The organism is Mucilaginibacter sp. UR6-1 (genome assembly GCF_020880975.1).
Lineage (GTDB): Bacteria > Bacteroidota > Bacteroidia > Sphingobacteriales > Sphingobacteriaceae > Mucilaginibacter.
The window spans coordinates 305559-327521 of record NZ_JAJIWP010000001.1 but is presented as its reverse complement, the minus strand read 5'-3'; the positions used below and the strand labels follow the sequence as shown (position 1 = coordinate 327521).

General features: G+C 44.2%; 14 protein-coding genes. All 14 read right to left on the bottom strand.

Annotated features, from left to right (window positions below):
* Nucleotides 1-45 precede the first annotated feature (45 nt).
* Nucleotides 46-1395: a Gfo/Idh/MocA family protein gene (locus tag LJ707_RS01445; protein WP_228948954.1), complete on the bottom strand. Its 1350-nt coding sequence runs from the start codon at nt 1393-1395 to the stop codon at nt 46-48.
* Nucleotides 1396-1407: 12 nt separating this feature from the next.
* A complete protein-coding gene (locus tag LJ707_RS01440) occupies nt 1408-2715 on the bottom strand; it encodes a sugar MFS transporter (RefSeq protein WP_228948953.1) in 1308 nt (435 codons plus the stop codon).
* A gap of 24 nt (nt 2716-2739) precedes the next feature.
* Nucleotides 2740-3408 carry a carbohydrate-binding family 9-like protein gene (locus LJ707_RS01435; RefSeq protein ID WP_228948952.1) on the bottom strand — a complete coding sequence of 223 codons (669 nt, stop codon included), beginning with the start codon at nt 3406-3408 and terminating at the stop codon, nt 2740-2742.
* Nucleotides 3405-4529, bottom strand: a complete 1125-nt coding sequence (locus LJ707_RS01430) for an aminoglycoside phosphotransferase family protein (RefSeq protein WP_228948951.1) — start codon at nt 4527-4529, stop codon at nt 3405-3407. The genes LJ707_RS01435 and LJ707_RS01430 overlap by 4 nt, the downstream gene beginning before the upstream one ends.
* A 136-nt stretch (nt 4530-4665) precedes the next feature.
* A complete protein-coding gene (locus LJ707_RS01425) occupies nt 4666-6216 on the bottom strand; it encodes a DUF4832 domain-containing protein (protein ID WP_228948950.1) in 1551 nt (516 codons plus the stop codon).
* A 15-nt stretch (nt 6217-6231) separates the two neighbouring features.
* Entirely contained in the window at nt 6232-7350 is a 1119-nt protein-coding gene (locus LJ707_RS01420; RefSeq protein WP_228948949.1) for an acyltransferase family protein, read from the bottom strand.
* 43 nt (nt 7351-7393) lie between these two features.
* Complete coding sequence (locus tag LJ707_RS01415; RefSeq protein WP_228948948.1) at nt 7394-8254, bottom strand: PKD domain-containing protein; 861 nt, start codon at nt 8252-8254, stop codon at nt 7394-7396.
* Nucleotides 8255-8296: 42 nt separating this feature from the next.
* Entirely contained in the window at nt 8297-9814 is a 1518-nt protein-coding gene (locus LJ707_RS01410) for a RagB/SusD family nutrient uptake outer membrane protein (RefSeq protein WP_228948947.1), read from the bottom strand.
* A 38-nt stretch (nt 9815-9852) separates the two neighbouring features.
* Nucleotides 9853-12855, bottom strand: a complete 3003-nt coding sequence (locus LJ707_RS01405; RefSeq protein ID WP_228948946.1) for a SusC/RagA family TonB-linked outer membrane protein — start codon at nt 12853-12855, stop codon at nt 9853-9855.
* Nucleotides 12856-13255: 400 nt separating this feature from the next.
* The gene (locus tag LJ707_RS01400; RefSeq protein ID WP_228948945.1) at nt 13256-14278 is read right to left on the bottom strand and encodes a LacI family DNA-binding transcriptional regulator; all 1023 of its coding nucleotides are present in this window, start codon (nt 14276-14278) and stop codon (nt 13256-13258) included.
* Between the two features lie 182 nt (nt 14279-14460).
* Nucleotides 14461-16020 carry a DUF5689 domain-containing protein gene (locus tag LJ707_RS01395; protein ID WP_228948944.1) on the bottom strand — a complete coding sequence of 520 codons (1560 nt, stop codon included), beginning with the start codon at nt 16018-16020 and terminating at the stop codon, nt 14461-14463.
* A gap of 29 nt (nt 16021-16049) precedes the next feature.
* Complete coding sequence (locus LJ707_RS01390; RefSeq protein ID WP_228948943.1) at nt 16050-17489, bottom strand: SusD/RagB family nutrient-binding outer membrane lipoprotein; 1440 nt, start codon at nt 17487-17489, stop codon at nt 16050-16052.
* Between the two features lie 11 nt (nt 17490-17500).
* Nucleotides 17501-20923 carry a SusC/RagA family TonB-linked outer membrane protein gene (locus tag LJ707_RS01385; RefSeq protein WP_228948942.1) on the bottom strand — a complete coding sequence of 1141 codons (3423 nt, stop codon included), beginning with the start codon at nt 20921-20923 and terminating at the stop codon, nt 17501-17503.
* A 9-nt stretch (nt 20924-20932) separates the two neighbouring features.
* On the bottom strand, nt 20933-21910 hold the full coding sequence (locus LJ707_RS01380; protein WP_228948941.1) for a FecR family protein: 978 nt from the start codon (nt 21908-21910) through the stop codon (nt 20933-20935).
* Nucleotides 21911-21963: the final 53 nt, after the last annotated feature.

Sequence of the window (21963 nt, the reverse complement as noted above, 5' to 3'; positions counted from 1 at the left end):
AAAACCCTTGCCGCCATTTACGGCAACAAGGGTTTCAATTATGGTTTAAAAGCCGCTATCATCAAGCGCGAAGGTGTTTTTACGATCCTTCCAGGTGCCTTTGGTAAAGTCAGGGAATTCCTGCGGGGCATTGCCATCGGCTATTGATTTTTCAGATAGCGGGGTGATCACGCTCATGGTCAGCGAATCATATATATCAATCGGGGTTTGCTTTTTCTGTTTAACAGCCTCAATAAAGGCATTGAACACAAACCAGTCCATACCGCCGTGGCCTGCGCCTTCGGCAAGATGTTCGTATTTTTTCCAAAGCGGGTGATCGTATTTGGTAAACCATTCGCTGGCCTTATCCCACTGGTCGTAATTTTTTGATTTACCCTCAATGTATACCGCATCGGCCACATCCATCCAGATGCCCTCGGTACCCTGTACACGGAAACCTAATGAATATGGGCGTGGCAAATGTGTATCGTGCGATAACACAACCGTTTCACCATTGGCACAATTAAGTGTTGTGGTGATGATGTCGCCATTCTTGAATTTGATGTCGGCGTTTTTATTTCCGGGAGAGATCTTTTTGATGTAAGCCGGCAAGCCCGGAGATTTTGACGCGAACGATACCAGGTTAGTAAAACGGTTACCGCGGTTTATGCCAATATAATTCATTACCGGGCCTGCGCCGTGAGTCGGGTAAATATCACCGTTGCGGTCAATATTATATTGTGTACGCCATTGCGCCTCGCCTACCGTTTGCGGACCGAACTCGGCACCACCACCGTAAAACTGCTTGCCATCATTAAACAATACCTGGCGCAGATCGTGCTGATAACCGCCCTCCAGGTGAACTATCTCGCCAAATAGATTTTGACGAACCATATTCAGCGCTGCCATTACATCACGGCGGTAGCAAACGTTCTCCAGAGTCATGTAAGGTACTTTGGTTTCTTCATACACTTTCAGTATGTCCCAGTGATCCTGCAAAGTAATACCGGCTATCACCTCGCAACCTACATATTTACCACTGCGCATAGCATCAATAGCCTGATCCTTATGGAACTGCCACGGCGTAGCGATGATCACGCCGTCAATATCTTTTCTCGCGATGAGCTTTTTGTAAGCATCCACACCGCCGGTATATTCGGCAGGCAGTTTCTTTTTGGCCTTCACAAATTGTTCGCGGCAATATTTAAGTGAGCTTTCCTGCGTATCGCAAATGGCCACAATCTCCACATCATCACGAAGCAAGCCCTCGCTGATGTGGTTACGGCCACGCAGGCCAACACCTATATAACCAAGGCGAACTTTATCCTTAGCTTTACCGAATAACATACCTGAAGGCAAAATTGTTAACCCTGCTAATCCGACAGCGGTATTCTTAACAAAATCTCTGCGATCCATAATTTTTAGTTTTTATTGAGTTGATTTGATTTTTAAATTTTGATGCAAGCCTATTTTGTGCCCATTAACGGCGTAAAGCCATATCATTAAGTAGATGGGTATTAATATAACATACGCATGCTGCGGGTTAAATGAATCAGACAAGGCACCATAAATTAATGGTATAACCGCGCCGCCCGAAATACCCATGACCAGCAAAGACGCCCCGGTTTTAGTAAATTTGCCTAAACCCGCCAAAGCCATTGGCCAAATTGCAGGCCATACCAGAGAGTTGGCCAAACCTAACAGCGCAATCATTAAAACGGAGGTAAAGCCACTGGTAACCAAGGCCAGTATCGAGAAGATAATACCTAAAATGCCACTACCTTTCATGGCTGTTTCCTGGGTAAAATATTTTGGTATGCAAAAGATGCCTATCAGGTAACCTGCTATCATACAAACCAGTGTACACGTAGTAAAAAATTTGGCAGAGCTTAAGGCTATTCCCTGCGCGGCACCGTAATTGATCACCGTATCACCGGCAATAACTTCGGCACCTACGTATAAAAATAATGTAAACGCGCCTAATAATAAATGCGGGAACTGGAACACACTTGTTTTGTTGGTTACAGATGGCGCTTCAACAATATCCGCATCATCCTTTTTATCGCTGTCAATTTCGGGCAGGCTTGAGTAGTAAATAAACCCGGCCAGTATAACCAGTACTATTACAATGATGATGTAAGGTGTGATCACCCTTGAGGCAAGCTCGTTTAGCTGAACAATCTTTTCATCAATCGACATTTTGTCTAAACGTTCCTTCAAACCGTCGGCATCCTTTAAAGCAACAGCACCTAAAACTATCGGCGCAATGGCACCTGCAATTTTATTACAAATACCCATGATGCTGATACGCTTCGCTGCACTCTCCGGCGGGCCCAGAATGGTAATGTAAGGGTTTGATGCTGTTTGCAGTAAAGCCAAACCTGTACCCTGTACAAAAAGACCGAATAAAAACAGGCTATACTGGCGGGTAAGCGCAGCCGGGATAAACAACAGCGCGCCAACCGCAATCACTCCTAAACCCGCTGCAATCCCCTTTTTATAACCGGTAATATTTAATATCCGTGCTGATGGCGTTGCCATTAAAAAGTAGGCAATGTAAAAGCAAAAAGCTACCAGATAAGCCTCAAGGTTGTTAAGCTCACAGGCCAGTTTAAGATAAGGTATCAGTACCGAGTTTAACCAGGTAATGAACCCGAAAATAAAGAACAGGATACCGATGAGAACAATGGGGTTAAGTTTTGATGTTTGCGTTGAAGAGTTTTCTGTTGAAATCATGTTGCTTAAATGTTTTAGTGGCCCTTAATCTACAGAAAATGTTTCACTTAGTGTAAACAATACACGCTTAAAATATTCAATCCGGTGAAAGTTGGGTTCGGCTGATTCAATTTGCCCCCAGCAAAGATGGTGCGGCTGCTCCAGCTCATCGCCACATTTATAAGTGTTTACCCTTGCATTACAGCAGGATAGCTTTAATAAAGGGTGGTAGCAAAATACCTTCAACGGTATAGCAAGCGACAACTCCCACACAATACCCTCGTTAGGCACAGCGCGTAACACGGTAAGGTGTTTTATTTGCTTTAGCAGGTTTGCCGGTAAATAAACACGGTTATCACGGCCGCTGCCATATTGCCCAAGGCAGGTACCGGCACAATTAAACTCCAGGTTATAGTAGTTAGCGTCATCATCAAAGGCGATAAAAAGCTCTACACAACTATCATTATAAACCGGTTCATTTGGGCGATAATATGTCGCTTTAACAACAGGTTCAATAACAAAGTATTTAACAAACAGATATTGATCGCTGTAAGCCAAAGTAAACGATACCGAAACATCAGCTCCGCCTTTGCTCCAACTGGCGGGCGTAAGCTCGTAGGTTTGCTGCGCACCCAGCATGGCCGAAACATCATCCATAAGCGGGTACGGGCTGAAATTACCGGCCGGGATATAAGGTATGTTCACCAAACTCATACAGATAGTTTTGCCCCCAAGCCAAAGTTTTCCATTTGCCTGATGATGGTTTGATGCAAAGCTTCTTTATTAGCATCTAACATCCCGAACAAACGCAACTGCGCTTTTGCCCGTTGCAGGTTATGCCCTTCAAAATTTGTTTTGAAGTATGTATCGCCATTAATATGATCGGTTAAAAACCGTACTGCCTGCATATATGGCAATAGCAATACCCCCATAATCAATGAGTTCGCCTCAGCTTTAGTTAAAAACCGTCCCGCTTCAAGCAAATATCCTTTTGTATAGGCATTAAATAAAGGTAAATTCAACTGTATCTTATCCAGATCGGCCTCATCCTCTACCGTGGTATTGATGATGGTACGTATCGCATCGCCAAAATCATAAGCCACATAGCCGGGCATAACCGTATCCAGATCAATAACACACTGAGCCTCATCATTGCTGTTGAGCAATACATTGTTGAACTTGGTATCGTTATGCGTAACACGCTTAGGCAATACCGATTGTTGTTGAGGTTTTTGAAAATACTGCATGGTTTCCGCATAGCCGGCAATGTAATCAAGCTGAGGTTTAACACTCGCTGCCCTACCCTTCATATCATGATTAACGGCTAACTGTAAGGATGCAAGCCGGGTACTTATATTATGAAAATCAGGTATCACCTCAAAAAGCACATCCGGATCAAGATCGGCCAGCATACATTGAAACTTACCAAAAGCCTTACCGCCCTCAAAAGCCTGCTTTTCCGTTTTAACCACATCATAACTTTTGGTATCACTTAAAAAAAAGCACAAGCGCCAGTAGTCGCCTTGTTTATCCCGGTAAAAATAATTACCGTCACGGCCGGGAATCAGCGTCATTACCTCCTTATCAGCATTTGCCGGATTGACCTTGGTTTTCAGATGATTAATTACCAGGCACATGTTATCGGTAAGCGCGGCAACATTGGTAAATATGTGGTGATTGATGCGCTGCAGCAGGTAATCACTGCCTCCTGCGTCAATATTTTTCAGAAAATACGTATCGTTTATATGCCCCGACCCAAAATTTCTTAAAGAAGCTGTATCCGCATTGCAATTAAAGTTCGCTACGATTTCTGCTATGTTCTCTACACTTTGCACGCTGTATATATTATAAAATTAAACACTTTTTATTGGATTGCCAATGCTTGCTGTGCCCCAAATCACGGCACAGCAGCATGGCAACTAACCCGAAAAAACTAACTATAAAACATGATCATTAACAGCACCTGATAACTTAATTGACCTTGATTGTATGGTTCAATTTATTATATCCTGTTGATGATTCCCAAACATCATTATTGGCCAAACGAATGCTATACTCCGGCTTGCCTGCCAGGCTTTCGTATACATCAGGCAGGTTGAGCAGCATCTCGTAATCACCGGCGGGCATATTGTCAGGTATCTTAACGCTCTCCTCTATCCTGTTAGCGCCAGAGTACCACTTACGAACATCAGATGTAAGATCAAACGACTTAACCTCGTTGGTTTGCTTATTGCGCAGCACCAGCTTAGCGGTACGTTTGTTAAACGGCGAGGCGTAGCCTGTATTCTTTAAATTCATTACAATGGTCATACTTGTGCCATGCACAACATTGTCGGGCAATACGGCGCTTTGCAGTACAAAACGGTAGCCTAAGTTCTTTTTAATATTATCCATACAGCCACCGGTTTGCCAGTCGTTATTTACATCGTTATTGTAATGGGCATTAAGATAGCTATAGTGCATGGCGGCAAATTCTTCCTGCGCTTTACCGGCAGGTTCGCAGTCGTTAGACGGGCTGTACCCGTCTGAACAGGTTTCGCCGCCTACGGCCACATATTTACTGTCGGCCTTTAAATAATCGCGCAGCACGTTTACTACCGAACCACCGGATACACGCGGCGATGAGCTGTTACCATAGTCCTCATAAGTACCAAAATCATTAGAGCTGGCCAAAAAACAATCGTTATGAAAACCGATACGGGCATTATCAGCCGTGGTAAAGGCGGTGCCATCAGCCAATGCCGCTGATGTTATCGGCGCGTTAACACCATATAAAAAGCGTTGTTTTATCTGCGGATAACGCACCTGTACCATACGATCGTTTGGAACGGCATCAAGCATGGCGCGCAGTACTTCGGCGCGGTCAAGCCAGTTTTTATCCAGTAGCTTATTATCCTGCCCGCCGTTGGTTGAGGCATCACCAAAAAAATCACTGTAATATTGTTCGCCCCAGGTACCTATAAAGCCTAACTGCACAGCAGCTATAACATCGGCATTGGCTTGCAGCACCGGTTTAAGCTGCGCTATGTGGCCCAGAATGATACTTTTAGGCGCATCGCCATAAGGCGGACAAATAAACCCTTCCGGGCAGCTACCGGCGGTTTGGCGTACGGTGTATACAAACCTCGGTATCAGCTTTACGCCCGCGGTACGGGCGGCAACCATATCTTTTTCTACATTGGTTAAAAATGAAGCAGGTATGGGTGTTGAGGTAACGTTATCTAAAATATAATACCTGAATACTAACGTACTGTACACCTTGTACGTTGCACCTTCAATGGCTTGCTCGCTACGGTAGCTTTTCAGCTCATCGGCATTAAGCAGACTAAAGTTGCTGGCATGTGTTTCGGAGTAGCGATAAAAACCACGCTCGGGGTTCGCGAAATCATCATTACTTTCGGTATAGGTAACGTTGATCTTTTCAACCTGTACCAATTTCTTATCGCTATCCTTACAAGCCTGCATAACAGACAGTGCCGCGAAGCTAAAGCACAGGCAAAAATTATTGAGTTTAAATTTCATTATGTTCAGGATTAATCAGAGTTTAAAAAATATCTTTCGTTTGTACAGCCAATAGCACAGGCCCCACTCGGCAATCCAGGCAGCTAATGCTGATACTAATGCCGCTATATGTTGAGGCGCATTAAAAAATTGTTGTAGCATGCCGCCGGTGAAAATGTTGACGAAGCCATTAACCCATTGCATGCCTACCGTCTCAAAAAACAGGTAGATGAATATGGCATTCATGCCCATTACGGTAAATATCCAGGCATGTTTTACGTTTTGCTTTACATCAACCAGCCAGTAAATAGCCGCCAGCATCAGCAATACCCACCCTGCCGAAGCCAGTGCGAATGAAGTTGTGCTGATACGTTTAATGATGGGTGTTATGCCTGCCCAATCAAGGCCGAAGCCTAATGCGAGCGATATTATACCACAAATAACCAGCAGCTTTATCTTTTCTGTTGATGACCTAAATGAAACCAGCAACCGGCCGGCCAGCACCCCCCAAATGGTGTGTACCGCTGTGGGGATGATGTTAATAGCTACCCAACCATCGCTGTTTATTTTACCCATCAGCACCGTATCCATATAAGCGCCAAAGTTGTGATGCTGCACAAAGGGCTGATCGAATCCCGGCATCAGTACTGTGCGGTATAATACCTCGGTAAGCAATAATAGTAATACCGATACCACTATCTGATAGGTGAATGAGCGGTTGATAATTACATAAGCGATGATACTGGTAATTGATAGTTGCGTTAGCACATTCCATAACTCCCAAACCATTTTACCAGCGTAAACACAATGCAATGCCGTACCGCATATAAACAGTTTCAGGCTACGCCAAAGCACATGCTTCAGGTTATCGTTCCAGCTTACGCCTTTTGCCAGTTTACGGCTGTAGGATATGTACATGGCTGCCCCTGCCATAAACATAAAGGCGGGCTGTACCAGATCCCAAAACCGAAGGCCATGCCAGGGATGATGAAAAAACTGATCAACAAGGGCGGCAAAGGGTTGTGCCGGATGCAGTTCGCTCAAGGCGATAAACACATGGCAGCTCTCTGCGCAAAGCAGAAGCATAATTATGCCACGCATCACATCAAGAGATATAACACGCCCTGTAAAAACCTGGTTAGCCGGATTGTTCATTTATATAGATACTTATTTGTTGATGTATTAGTTATATCAACATTTATTCGCTCATATCCAGCAGAAAACTCGCCGTTCCATCATCAGGCGCGCTACCCAGCACCACCGACCAATCGTTTTTTATTGCTTGTATGGCAATACGCAGGCCACTGCCGGTTAAGCCTTTAAGTTTACCGCGGGCTATACGCATCTCAAACTTAACATTGGCACCGCTATCAGCAATAGTACCCACCTGGTAAGCCTCCGCTATGCTTTGCTGTGCAAAACTGAAATCGGCCTGGTTGGCGCTGTTATGATAAAAAATATCTACACCGTTGGTAAGCAACTGGCCTTCCAAAAGTATATCATAACCGCCCTCAGTAAAGGTACCTGTTGCCAAACCTGTTGAAGGATTGTTATCCGAATCCATGTAGAAATCAAAAATATCGCCATTAGCTTTTTTGCCAACCATATCTACGTACACATACACATAATTGCCGTCGTAATCCATTTTCACCTCGTTAAATACACCTTTACGTGCACCTAAACTGACAGTGGTGGTTACGTTAGCCCAATCGTTCAACGTGTTATCATTTATTTTAACCGGGGTGGTTTTAGCTATACGTAATACGGTTGAGGCTTCTGCTTCTTTACCGTTAACGGTAGCATAAAGGGTTGGCACATATTTGCCCTTACCCGGGTAAGCGTGTGTAGGGTTAGCATCGGTTGAGCTTTCGCCGTCGCCAAAATCCCAGCGGTAACCGCTTACTCCCTCTGTTTTAACGGTAAACTTAGCCTCATTACCTTCAACGGTTACGTCATAAAGTAAATCCGTTTTTATTTCGGTGCTATCTTTTTTACAGGAGCTTACCATGCCTAAAGCCAGTACGCCCAGTAAACATATATGGGTCTTAATATTTTTCATATCTCTTGTTCTGTTAATTATTACAGTTTGGGATAATTGCGTTTATGGATTTTGTGTTACCTGCGGATTGCTCAGCACTTCATCAACCGGAATAAAATAAATAATGCGATTGCTGGTGTAAGGCACTGTCATGTTAGGGTAGCCGCTTGGGGTTTTGCTCAAGTCAATATCCGTTTCTTTTAACCCGGCCAGGTGGTAGCCCCAGTAAGTTTTATTGAGCGTGCGTTTGTTACGGAAAACATCATATGTACGATGGCCTTCAAAAGCCAGCTCAATACGACGCTCCTCTAACACAGCATCAAGCGCGGTATAGCCCGATGGCAGTTTACCGGCATACAGCGATCCTTCCAAACCGCGGTTTTTGCGAATTTCGTCAACATCATTAAGCGCGGCCGAGGTTTGGTTAAGCTTGGCTTCAGCCTCAGCCTTGTTCAAATACATCTCGGCCAGGCGGAACATGATGGGTGAGCTCAGGTTAGGTGAGCCGCCCTGGAACGAGAACTTGCTTATGTAGTACATTTCAATACCGTTTTTTTTCTGGACATTATTGCCTGCGTCCTTAGCCGGCACAATGTAGTTCCAGCGCACATCTTCTGTATGCTTTGACATTACGTTACGTAATGATGATGAGGCATATTCCTCACCCCAGCCTGAGTTACCATCAGAATAGATCATCGATGCGATAGAACCGAACTTGCCATAATCATCAGCCGCGGTAAAGGCTACACAAAAAATGGTTTCGCTGCCGGTAGTGGCATTGGCGAATAAGTTAGGATAAGTAGCTTTGGTTTCCAGCTTAAAGCGGTTTGAACTGATTACCTGGTTAGCATAATCCAATGCCTTTTGGTTATCCTCTTTATACAAATTAACCCGGCTCAGTAAAGCCCATGCCGCCTCTTTTGAGGCATACTGCACGCCACGGTTCTGAGTCATTAACGTAGCTGCCTTTTCAGCGTCGGCAATAACTGATGTATAAACCTCACCCACGGTTGAGCGGGCTTTCTTGGCTTCGTCAGTTAATGAGGTACGCAAAACAATACCCGGGGCGTTAGGATCAACACTATAAGGCTTACCAAACAAGCGCACCAGGTTAAAGTGGCAAAACGCCCGTAAAAAATAACATTCGCCCAGCAATTGCTGTTTAGCGGCATCCTGATCGCCTGATTTTTCAACGGCATCAATAACTGTATTTACGCCTGATATAATTTTGTACGATACATACCAAAAGTAGCGGGTATTGCCCTGCGATGGCGCATGGCCCAGGCTAAAGCTGTAGAATAACGGGTCGGTGGTTACCTGGCCGCACACAATGTCATCACTCGCAAAGTCTGACAGGTGATAGTACTGGCGCAGGTACATGTTATTTTGATCAATGGTGCCGTTAAAGGTTATGTGATCCTTAAACAGTGCATAAGCGCCGTTCAGGGCATTGGTAAGGCCCGCGGTGGTAGTCACCAGCGTTTCGGTACTAATGGCATCCGTTGGATTTACGGTAAGGTCCTTGCAACTGCTTGCTGCCAGCAGCAACAGTACCAATATGGATGATAGCTTCTTTTTCATGTTATGAATATTTTAACCGGTTACCGGCTGTAGCTTTATTAAAAGTTGAAGTTAACGGTGAACAAATACTGCCTGTTGTTAGGGTACTTAAAGTCGGACACGCCGGGGGTGGCAAAGCTGCCGGGTGTAATGGTAGTTTGCGGGTCCTGACCCAGGAAGTTTGAAAACGTAGCCACATTGTCGGCCGTTAAACCTACTGTAATGCTCTCAAAATTCAGCTTTTTAGCGAATGCCGATGGCAGGGTGTAATTAAAAGCTATGTTACGTATGGTAAAGTAGCTGCCATTCCTCAAATAGCGGGTTGAGGTTTCGGTGGAGTTGGCCGAATTTTGCGGACTTGGCTCGGTAGCCTCCGTATCGCCTGGACCACTCCAAACTTTCGCGTCATCAGGTAGCTTTATCTGATTGTAATAGGGTTCGTGGCCGTCATTCATCATAAAGCGCAGGTTATTGCTAAATACCTTGTTACCGTAGTTAAAATACGTATTTATACGCAAACCAAAGCTTTTGTAGCGGAAGCTGTTGTTAAAGCCACCTTGAAATTTAGGCAGTGCCGAACCAACTTCCTGTATGGTAGCTTCAGAATAGTTAGACGTTTTCTCGCTGGCAACTGCCTCGCCTGCATCGTTGTAAACCAGTTTCTCCCAAACAGGGGCGCCTGTTTGCGCGTCAACACCCAGCCATTTAGGCATATAAAACTCGTATAGGTTGCCACCGTTACGGTAGATCTGCGATATGCTCCACGATCCCGTTTTTACAATATCAGCCGGCAGGCCGTAAATTTTATTATTGTTAAAGTTGATGTTGAAATCAGTAACCCACTCAAAATTCTTATTGGTAATGTTGATGGTGTTCAAGCCAACCTCAATACCTTTATTAATTACGTTGCCCACATTCTCCCAGCGGGTTTCAAACCCAACCGATAATGGCTGTGATACCTGCAATAACAGATCTTTGGTATTATTACGATAAGCATCAACAGTTAAGTTAACACGCCTGAACAAACTCAGATCAAAACCAACATTGGTTTGATGTTTAGCTTCCCAGGTTAGCAGTGGGTTAGCCAATTGATATGGCACCGCGCCTGTTAATGAGTTGTATTGCGTTGTTAACGAGAACAGGCCCAGGTAACGGGTGGCGCCAATATCCTGCGTACCGGTAACACCGTAGCTGGCACGCAATTTCAGGTTATTAACTACATCATTACTTTTCAGGAATTCTTCATTACTGATGATCCAGGCACCTGACACTGACGGGAACGAACCATATTGTTTACTTTCAGGAAAAGCGGATGAACCATCAACCCTGAATGAGCCCGACAATATGTAACGGCCTTTGTAAGTATAATTTACCTGCGACAGGAACGAGCGCAGTTCAGTACTTAAATTGTACCCATTTACTAATTGCGTGTTTGATGCAACGTTAAGCACCTTTAAACCTATCGGCAGTCCCCTGCCTGATCCGCCTGAATACTCGGTTCTGCCTCCCTCAAAAATGATACCCGCCAAGCCGCTTAATGCATGATCACCTGCCTCAAAATTGAATTTTAAAAGGTTGTTTGATATACCGCCGTAGTTAAGCGTGTTCAATTCATCTATATAACCATCATCATGATAGGTACCTGCTGCCAAAGGCGATACATAATTTACACCCTTATTAAATGCTGCCGATACCCTGTTGGTGCTGGTAAAGGTTAACCAGTTGGTAATGCGGTAGTTCAGCATAAAATCATAGTTCACATCAAAGCCCTTGTAGGTATGATCGGAGTTTTTGATGGTATGTATCGGGTTGATCTTATCGCGCGACCACCATTTAAATGTTGAGGTACCATCCACATAAACCGGGTTGCCTGCTGCGTCATAAGGATTATCCCATGGCATGTTCAGGAATGAGTAGTACATGTCCATATAATCATAACTGCGGCCGGTTGACGCGCTCAGGTTGATGTTGTTGGTGATATCAAGCTTTTTAGAAAAGTGGTAAGTTGAATTGGCACGCAGGTTTATACGCTGATAATTGGTATTCATAAAAGTACCCTTCTCGTTGTAATAGGATGCACCAACATAGTAATCATTCTTTTCGGTTTTACCGCTGGCCGCTACATATACATTATACATAGGCGCTGCCTTGAATGATTCCTTCGCCCAGTCATAATCCTGGTTACGCAGTTCAAGCGGGCGCTCGCTGTAAAACTTGATCAGGTCTATTTTATAAGAGTTATCTGTTGCGCCTACTATATAATCGCGGTAAAACTCCTTTTGATAATCGTACAATTCATTACTGTTCATCAGGTTCATCTTGCCAAAATCGGCCGTACGAAAACCTGAAGTTATTTTGGCCTCAAAACGGGTTTTACCGGCTTTGGCGCTTTTGGTAGTAACGATAATTACACCCGCGTTAGCCTGCGAACCGTATAATGCCGTAGAAGCAGCATCTTTAAGTACAGTAACTGATTCCACATCATTCGGGTCATAATTACCACCAATGATACCATCAACCACATAAAGCGGACTTTGGTTAGCATTAACTGACGACACGCCACGCAGCCTGATCTCGGGCTGTGAACCCGGCGCGCCTGAGCTGTTAACTACCTGCAAACCCGCCACCTTACCCTGCAGCATGGTACCTACATTATTGGCCGTAACATCCTTCAGCTTATCTGCAGATACTACGGTTACCGCGCTGGTAAGTTCGCTTTGCTTTTTGCTGCTGTAACCAACTACCACCACATCGTTAAGCTGGGTAATATTTTCGGACAGGAAGATCACCAGATCCTTTTGCCCGGCGGTAACCTCAACCTCCTTGCTTAAAAAGCCCATTGAGGTAATAACCAGGGTTGATTTTTGTGCAGGAATATTGATCTTGAACGATCCATCAGCCTGTGATGATACACCAATAGTGGTGCCTTTAACGGTGATAGCCGCGCCCGGGAGCGGCTGCTGATCAGTGCCGGAGGTGATCTTACCTGACACCGGCTGGTTTTGCGAAAAGGCTCTCGCAAAAACCATCAGGCAACAAAACAGGAGTACAACTTTTTTCATATAATGTTAAGTAGGGTTAAATAAACAGTTAGTACATCGTTAATTGGAATAGTTTAAAGTTGATGGAAAAAAGGCATTAAAAAAACCTGTGCAGGGCTGCACAGGCCTAATTTTATTTACGCAAACGTTTGTGTAGACTACGCAAACGTTTGTGTAATTTTTGCATACAACAGAATTATTGATGCCTTTTACAATCAAAAATGAAATTTTAGCACTGTTTAGCGCCTCAAATCAATAACAATACCATCAATAAATTCGAATGTTATTCAAACTGTAAAAAAATCAACAGCTAAAATCGCAGAAACTGTACGGTAATTTTAAACAATATCAAGCTTATTGTAAAAATCACACTAAGAAAAATTGCTAAAACGAAAAATATCAAGTTAAATGAATTATTAGATCAATAATTCACCATTTCGGAGTCAATAATTTGCTGCAAATAATTCGAGTCTGTATTTTCACCCTTGTTATTAGTTTCAATTAATTTAAAAAGAAAATCAGTAGCGATAGAAGCTTGCCGATATGAGAATTGTTCGATAGAAGCGAGCGGACGGGTATCCATATATTCCCAGATAGGAAGATTGGCGAAGCTGATAAAACTAATATCCTTGTTAACTTCCAAACCCGCGGCTTTAACTGTCGCAATGCAATCAAGCAATACATAATCATTAAAAACCATTACCGCAGTGGGTATTTCCTCCTGGTCAATAAGTTTTTTTATGGCCTTAACATTATCCTCTTTGCTTAATGTAGTGGAGGCGATGATGTCATAATTAATAGGCAGGTTATTTTCTTTAAGGCATTTAAAATATATCTCGAGCCGTTGCAAAGTAGCGGCCATTTTTGCAGGGCCATTAATGAGCCCTATTTTTTTATGCCCCATCGCCACAAAACGGGTTATGGCCTGCAACATACCCGAGTGCAGGTTGCAAGACACGAAATGGATATCCTTTTTTTGCGGCACCCGATCAAAGAAAACGATCGGTATATTATATTTTTTCAGGTTATCAAAATGCTCGTAAGTGGATGTTTCTTTAGTAAGCGATACCAAGATACCATCAACGCGATGATCTTTCATGTTCTCAACAATACGCTGCTCCCGCTCAAAGCTATCCAGCGACTGGCCAATGATCACGTTGTAATTGAACTGCCCGGCAAAATCTTCCACCCCGCATAAAGCTGATGAAAAAAATGGCTCAGCCAAACTTGGGATGATTACGCCGATAGTGTAGGTTTTACGCTCCTTAAAATATATGGCCGATTTGTTTACCTCGTACCCCAACTCCTGGGCTACCTTGTGCACCCGCATGGTGGTTACCAGGCCTATACTCGGATGATCGTGCAATGCCCGGGATACCGTTGATATGGATACATTGAGCTTTTTGGCGATCTCCTTAATAGTGGGTAACTTATTACTTTGCATACTTAGGGTGGTTATCTCGGTAGCAACTGCTTAATTGGTTTAACAGCACTATTATAGTGAAAAAATATAACAGTTGCTTTTTATGCAGTTAATAATAAACCATCCCTCAACCATAAATACAGGCTTAAACGCAAAAAGCCGCCCTGTTAAAAAGAGCGGCTTTATTAAATATGGTAAGAATTTTAGTTCGAAATAGCTGTTACATCACTACCTGATTCAATCTCCATAAGCGTGGTACTGCCCGACATGATGAATACCGATATACCGCGCGGCGTGATCCATGATTTGGTTTCGGCATCAAAATTACCGCCCAGTTTCATAAACACGCCCTGATCGGCAGGCGCTACGTGAGGTATCACATACTGGTTGGTACCCTGATAAAAGAACGGCTGCTCAGCCCCTGCTTCGTCAACAAAGTTATAATGATCATTTTTAGGTACTCGATAACCTTTGTTGGTTGTTGGGTTATACATAGTTGTTTTGCCTGTGCCACCAAAAAACACCACATCAACAGGTACAGTTTGTTCGGTTACGTTTATGCCCTTAAATATGGCTATGCCTCCGGCATTACCGCTGTTTGGCAATAAACCGCTGCTGGCGCTGCCAAAACCGTCGCCATCATTAGTTACATAGGCAATGGCGCTTATCCATTTGGCTTCGCTGATGTCAGTTGTATTAGGGCCGTTAATGCGTTTGTTGCTACCGCCAACATAAAAGAAATCGCCTTTTTTAACCTGACCTGAAGTTAGGTTGAACTTGTAGGTACGGCCACCACCTGTTGCCCATCCGGCTCCGGGGGCATCGCCTGCGTTAGGTTGGGCGGCACCTGCGTTGGTACAGGTAACTACCGCCATCGGCGTAACAGAAAAATCGATATTTTGAGTTGCCCTGAACTGGAAGTACTCGTAGTTACCGTCAGACCCTTTGGCATCATTAACAAAGCCCGATATAACTACCGGCATTTCGCCCAGATCAGGCGCGTTCGGATCGGCCGGTTGGGTGATATCACTTATATCCGAAAACCTGCGCGGCCAAACCTGGTACGCCGAAGCTGAATCGGCAGCATTGTTAACTACCAATATACCGGCTACTGTAGCCCCGGCAGGTAAAAACTCATCAGCAAATTGCGCGGCAGGCTCGGTGTGCATAATAATACTATCCGCACCATTTACAAGGTATTTGTTACCGGCGTATTTGGTTTGCCCCAATATAGGCGCGGGTGAAACCGTTGCCGATTTGATGCTCACCAGCGTGCTTTCATAATCATCAGGCCTTGTTTTAATTGAGTAGCTTGAAACCTGCTGCACCTGCACCTCATTCCCGGTTGATATTGTTGTAATGTTAGCCGGACTTACACCTGTTAATTGTAGCGCACCGTTAACTCTCTTTAGTGTTGTACCCTCAACGTTAACCACTATGCTATCACCTGATTTGAAAGTACCAGCGGCATCGCCAATAGGTATTTGTATGCCACGAATGGCCTTGCGGCGATTGTTTTGCAAGATCAAAACCCCCTGCGGAACATTTCCTGAATCAGGCATAGAAATTACCTTGCCTGTAATTTGATAAGCGCCCAGCATGTTATCTTTATTAAGCATAACATCGGCACCTTTATGTATAGCACGCAGATCAACCAGCGCTATGACAGGACTAAGTTCGCCATCGGCAAAATCGTGTTTTTTACAGGCGCTTAAAACCAGCGCCGATAATATTGTAACTAATAAAAATATCTTAGCTTTCATTGTGTATGATATTTGATCGTATTTTTTGATTATGGTTTTTGCCACCAAACCTGTGTACTGATAACGTCCTGACCTTGAGCGGCAACCGCTGCACGATAATTCTCGCTGTTTGCTGCCTGAACATAAACCGGGTAGTTTAAGCGGGCCGGCATTACACCACCATTGTCAAGGCCTGAACCTTTTGGTAACACAGGGTGGCCTGTACGGCGATACTCAAACCACGATTGCATGTCGGTAAAAAACAGCGCGTAATATTTTTGCTTATGTATCAGCTCCATTTTTTGATCGAGCGTATAACTATCGTCCCACTTTATAAGCGAATAATTCATGTAGTTTGCCGGCACGGTATACCCCCACATGGTGATAGCGCCGGTTATACCCTCCTGATAATATTGCTGTGCAGGTTTTGAGGTGATCCAACCTTTGGCCGCTGCTTCGGCAAGGATGAACTGCACTTCGGCATAATTAAGCACATTACCCAGCAATGGTTCCTTTTGCAGGGCGGTTGGCAGGGTTGATTTTGCAACAGGCACCTGCCCTACCGGGTAACCGCTCGGAATACCGGCATATTCTCCCTCAAATACCGTAGCCCACTTGCCTATACGCGGATCGCTCCATTCGTTCAGATTGTCCACAAAAAAGCTTGCCAGTTTAGGCGTATACCAATCAGCAGGCCTCCAGGTTGAAAATGGCGACACATAGGGTGCAGTACCGCTCCATTTTAATATAGCCGACTCGGCATTACTGGTCATGATAGGATAATTGGTAGCATTTACATCTACCATATCCTTTATTTTATCAATAGCTGCCTGATCTTTATTCGATACACGCATCAGCAAACGCAGGTAAAGGGAGTTACCAAACTTGCGCCAGTATGTAGCGTTGCCGCCAAATATCGGATCGCTGGTGCTGACAACATTAGTGCCTGTTTTTAACAATTCATTCGCTTCCTCAAGGCGAGCGAAAATATCAGCATAGATAGCCTGCTGTGTATCAAACTTAGGCAAAAACAAACCCTCCTTGGCACGGTTTGATTGAAAGTACGGCACATCGCCATAAGTATCGGTAAGCATTGAGTACACCCACGACTGGCAGATGAGCGATATGGCCATATACGTATTGCTCAGGTTATCCTTACCGCCGGTATATATATCCTTAAAGTTGGTAAGCTGTAAATACCAGGCGTTCCACAAATAATCAGCCTCGGCCGCACGCACTTCATAACGAAAAATCTTACCATCGGTATCACCCATATTTACGGTGATCTGCATCAGCTCATTGGTAATACGCTGGCTACGGCTCATGTTAGCGCTTACCACATCAGTTATGGCAGGAGCTAATAATGATTGCGGCAGGGCGAACGAGCTGCTGTTAGGGTCAGTATTTATCTCCTGGAAGTTACGGGTGCACGATGCGCTGAATAATGATAATGACAGCGCCACTCCCCAAATAATATATTTCTTTTTCATTTACTGTAATGTTAAAATGCTAAGGTTACGTTCATACCAAAGGTGCGTGTTGACGGCAACTGGCCTAATTCAAAACCACGGTTTATATCAGCACCGCTAAGGGTACCAAATTCAGGATCAAATGCAGGCCAGTCGCTGAATATCAGCAGGTCACGGCCATACACCCCTACAACGGCTCGCCTCATGCCTATTTTTTTGGCAAATTTTACAGGCAGGGTATAGTCAATACGGGCTTCTCTCAACTTTAAATAATCTGTTGAGTAGGTTGTACCCTCCACATTATCGCGACCGCCATGCGCGTTATAATAAGTTGATATATTTTCGGCAATAACGGTATTAGGGCTGTAGGTACCATCGGCGTTACGCACCACGCCATTGCCAATTATACCGTTATATCTACCCGGCATTGTATTAGTTGTTTTACCCTGCTCGGTAAGTACAGCGCTGGTTAATGAGTAACCAACCGCGCCTGTTTGCGCATCAACAAGAAAGCTGAAACTGAATTGCCTGTAACGGAACTCATTTTGCAGGCTTGCCCTGAATTTAGGCATCGTGTTACCCAGGTATTTAAGATCAGTACCTAAAACAGGATAGCCATTCTCGTAAACTATTTGCCCATCAGGTGCGCGTTCATAACCACGACCATAAAAATCGCCCATACTGCCGCCAACTTTGGCTATAATAGCGCCACGGCTGCCGGGTCCGTTTTGTAAGGTAAGTTCAGGAATACTATCCAAAAGCTCCAGCACCTCGTTACGGTTGGCGGTAAATGTTCCGTTAATGTTCCAGGTAAAGCCATTCTTAACTTTAAATGGTGTACCGTTAACCGCTAACTCAATACCTTTATTACGTATACGGCCGGCATTAACCAGTATGGTTGATACACCTGTTGATCTATCAGGAATTGAATTTAAATGCTGATCCCTGGTATCGGCGGTATACAATGCCAAATCAAAGCCTAAGCGGTTGTTAAAAAATTTAGCCTCAACGCCTGCTTCGTATGATACTGTACGTAAAGGCCTTAAATTCAGGTTAGCAAGCGATGATGGATTTTCGAGCGCGCCACCGGGGTAGGTTGGCAAGGGCTGGTAATTGTATGATGTACGATACGGTATCAATGAACCGCTGCCGGTTGATGATACCGAACCTCTTACCTTAAAATAATCAACAAACTTAGGGAAGGTAAATATCTCGGTAGGTATAAAGCTCATGCTTACACCCGGATAAAAGAATGAAACATTATCAGTACCGTTAGGGGTTGCCAAAACGCTGTTCCAATCGTTACGGGCGGTCATGTCAATAAAAAGATAATCTTTATAGCTGGCGGTTAATAAGCCGTAAAAGCTATTAATACTGTATTTGCTTTTATATGGATAAGCCGCAAGCACACCGGCAGTATTTGCCAGTTTATAAATACCCGGGTACGCTAACGAGTCGGCACGTAATTCATCCCGGCTATAGGTATTGCTCAGGGTACTACCGCCTGCCGTGGCCGATATTTCAAAATCTTTATTCAGCTTTTTAGCATAACGCAGCAAAAAATCGGCTGATACCTCCTGCGAGAATATATTTTGGGTACGGTACATACCTTTTCTGAATTTCTCGGTATCCCAAGGGCGTTGCTGTGTACGCTGGTCATAACCAAAATCAAGCGAGGTACGCACCATCAGGCTTAACTCCTTGGTAAAATTATACGTTGCCTGTATATTACCCGTAACACCATGGCGGTTCATGGTATTGAGCATCTCCTGTGTAATAAGATATGGGTTGTCCGGAAAGCTGCTAAAAGGATAGCTTTGCTGAATGTTCTCTCTTCCAGGCAGCCAGTAATCCTTTAACCAATTTATATCAGCATTAGGTTGCCAAAACATGTACCAGTACATTATAGATTGGTTATTGTAACCAACTGATGGCAGGTTATCACTCTTTTTATTAGTATAATTCACCTTGGCAGCGATCTGAAACTTATCGCTCATTTTTTGATTGATGGATAATGCCACCGTATTACGATCATACCCGGTATTAGGTATTATCCATGAGTTTTTTACGTTGGTAGCCGAGAACCTTGCCGTTGTTTTATCATTACCCCCATCAACCGTTACCGAATTGGTATAGGTTTTACCGGTTTCAAAAAAATCACGGATATTATTTACATAAGGCACCCATGGTGTGCGGTTAGTTGCCTTGGTATGCGTAACCGGATCGTACTGATAAAATGCTTGTCCATCAAACTTAGGCCCCCATGCCGAACTGGTACTACGGGTACTGGCACCATCTTCGGACGCGTTGAACGAGTAGTAGTTAGCGCCATCAACACCCTGGCCATATTCATATTGCAGATCAGGCCAGCGGTTAATGCTTTCCATCGCGAAGTTTGAGTTAACGGTAACATTTACACCTTTATTACGCGCCGAACCGGCTTTTGTAGTGATGATGATAGCACCATTGGCACCACGCTGGCCGTATAATGCCGAAGCGTTAGCCCCCTTTAGTACGGTGATATTTTCAATATCAGCCGGGTTAATATCGTTTAAGCCCGAACCAAAATCCACCGGGGTTTCATCAGCAAGATAAGAGCTTGAACCATAACCCGTAGCACGACCGCTACCGTTATTGATCACCACACCGTCAATCACTATCAATGCCTCGTTTTCGCCGGTCAGGTTATTCTCACCACGTAATATTATTTTGTTTGATCCGGTAGGGCCACCGTTTGAACGCAGCAGGTTTAAACCCGCAACCTTGCCTGATAGCGCGTCCGTCCAGTTATTTGACGGGGCATTGGCAATATCTTCGCCTTTAATTACCGTAGCCGCATAACCCAGTGCCTTCTCCTCACGCTTGATGCCAAGGGCCGTTACCACCACCTCGTTAAGCGAGGTATTAGCTGTAATCAGTTTCACCTTAACATTAGCCGTTGCCGATTTAAATTTTGTGGTATAGGTATCAAACCCGATCATACCAAAACTTACCGGCGCGTCCGCGGTAATCCGGATGCTGAAACGGCCATCGGCATTGGTACTGCCTAATGATTTTTTAGCGATGTTGCTGATGGTAACACCAGCCAGGGGCAGGTCATCATCTGCCGAGGTAACGGTACCACTAACTATAAAAGTATCAACCTTTTTAAAAACAAGGTTACCGCCAATATTGCGGATACCTACACCGGCCTGCTGCTCAATTTCGGTGATCAGTTGCCCAAGTGTAATATCGGTTGATGAAAGATTGATCTGACCGGCTGTATTTACGTCAGCATCATAGGATACCTTGTAGTTATATACCGATTGCAGACGATCAATGATACTTGAGATGGTTACCTGCTTACTGTTAAATTTTAGCTGCCTCATTTGCGCATGCAGCGGCAAGGCAAACATGCAGCACAGTATGGCACATAAGTAATTCCGAACTTTTTTTTGTAAAAATTTTCGATACATGATTAATGATTAGTAAAAAATAATCGTTTGTGGATTTTTGTATTTATAGTGGATTCCGGTAGCATAGTTAAGTCCTTCGAGTAATTTATCCAGGCCATTATCCTGCATTTCACCGCTAAACAGGCTATATTTTTTATTAGCCGATGGCTTTACCTCTACCTTAATATGGTAATACTGCTCAAGCTTGTCCGCTATTTGTGTAGCGTTACTTTTACTAAAATAGAGGGTGCCGTTAAGCAGGCTTTCGGCTTCCTGAATATTTACAGTTTGTTTTTGCGCCGCTTTAGCTGCTACATTGTAATTGAGCTGCTCGCCTGCCTTAACAAAATGGGTATGCTTACCTTCAACAAAACCAACCAGGCCGGTAGCCACCTTAATTTCTTCAGATAGCCCTTTGTGTGAGTAAACATTAAATGATGTACCCAGTACATTAACCTGCAGGTTATTTGCCGTACGTACAATAAATGACCGTTTTACATCGTGCTTAACATCAAAAAAGGCCTCACCGCTCAGGCGCACCTCACGTTTGGCCTGTCCGTAGGCGTTGCTAACTTCAAGAGATGCCTCCGGGGCTAAATAAACCAGCGAGCCATCAGGCAATGCCACTTTTTTGCGTAAGGGCGATTTTTTTATGAGCGTATAATTGTTTTCATAAACCTCCTTTTTTCGCTGTAGTGAATACCACGTAAAACAGCAAACCAATACCAGCGATGCTGCCACCCCGGCCCATGTGTACAGCCTGGTAACCTTAGTTTGCTTTACCCGCTTTGGGTCAGCATACATCCGGTCAAGCAGTTTAACCCACTCGTTATGTATCTCGTCGCTTTTAACAGGCTCATTAGCTTTGCGGCTACGCTCCTGAAGGTGTTGCAGCAGCATTTTATTTTCGGGCCGTTGAGTAAGCCATGTTTCTACTTCAGCGCTTTCGGCCACTGTAGTTTCTTTGTTCAGGTATTTTATAAGTATCTCCCAGTTCACTGCGATCATATTTATACCTAAGAGCACCCTGAAGCCGCTTTTCACTGAAAGAAATAGTTAAG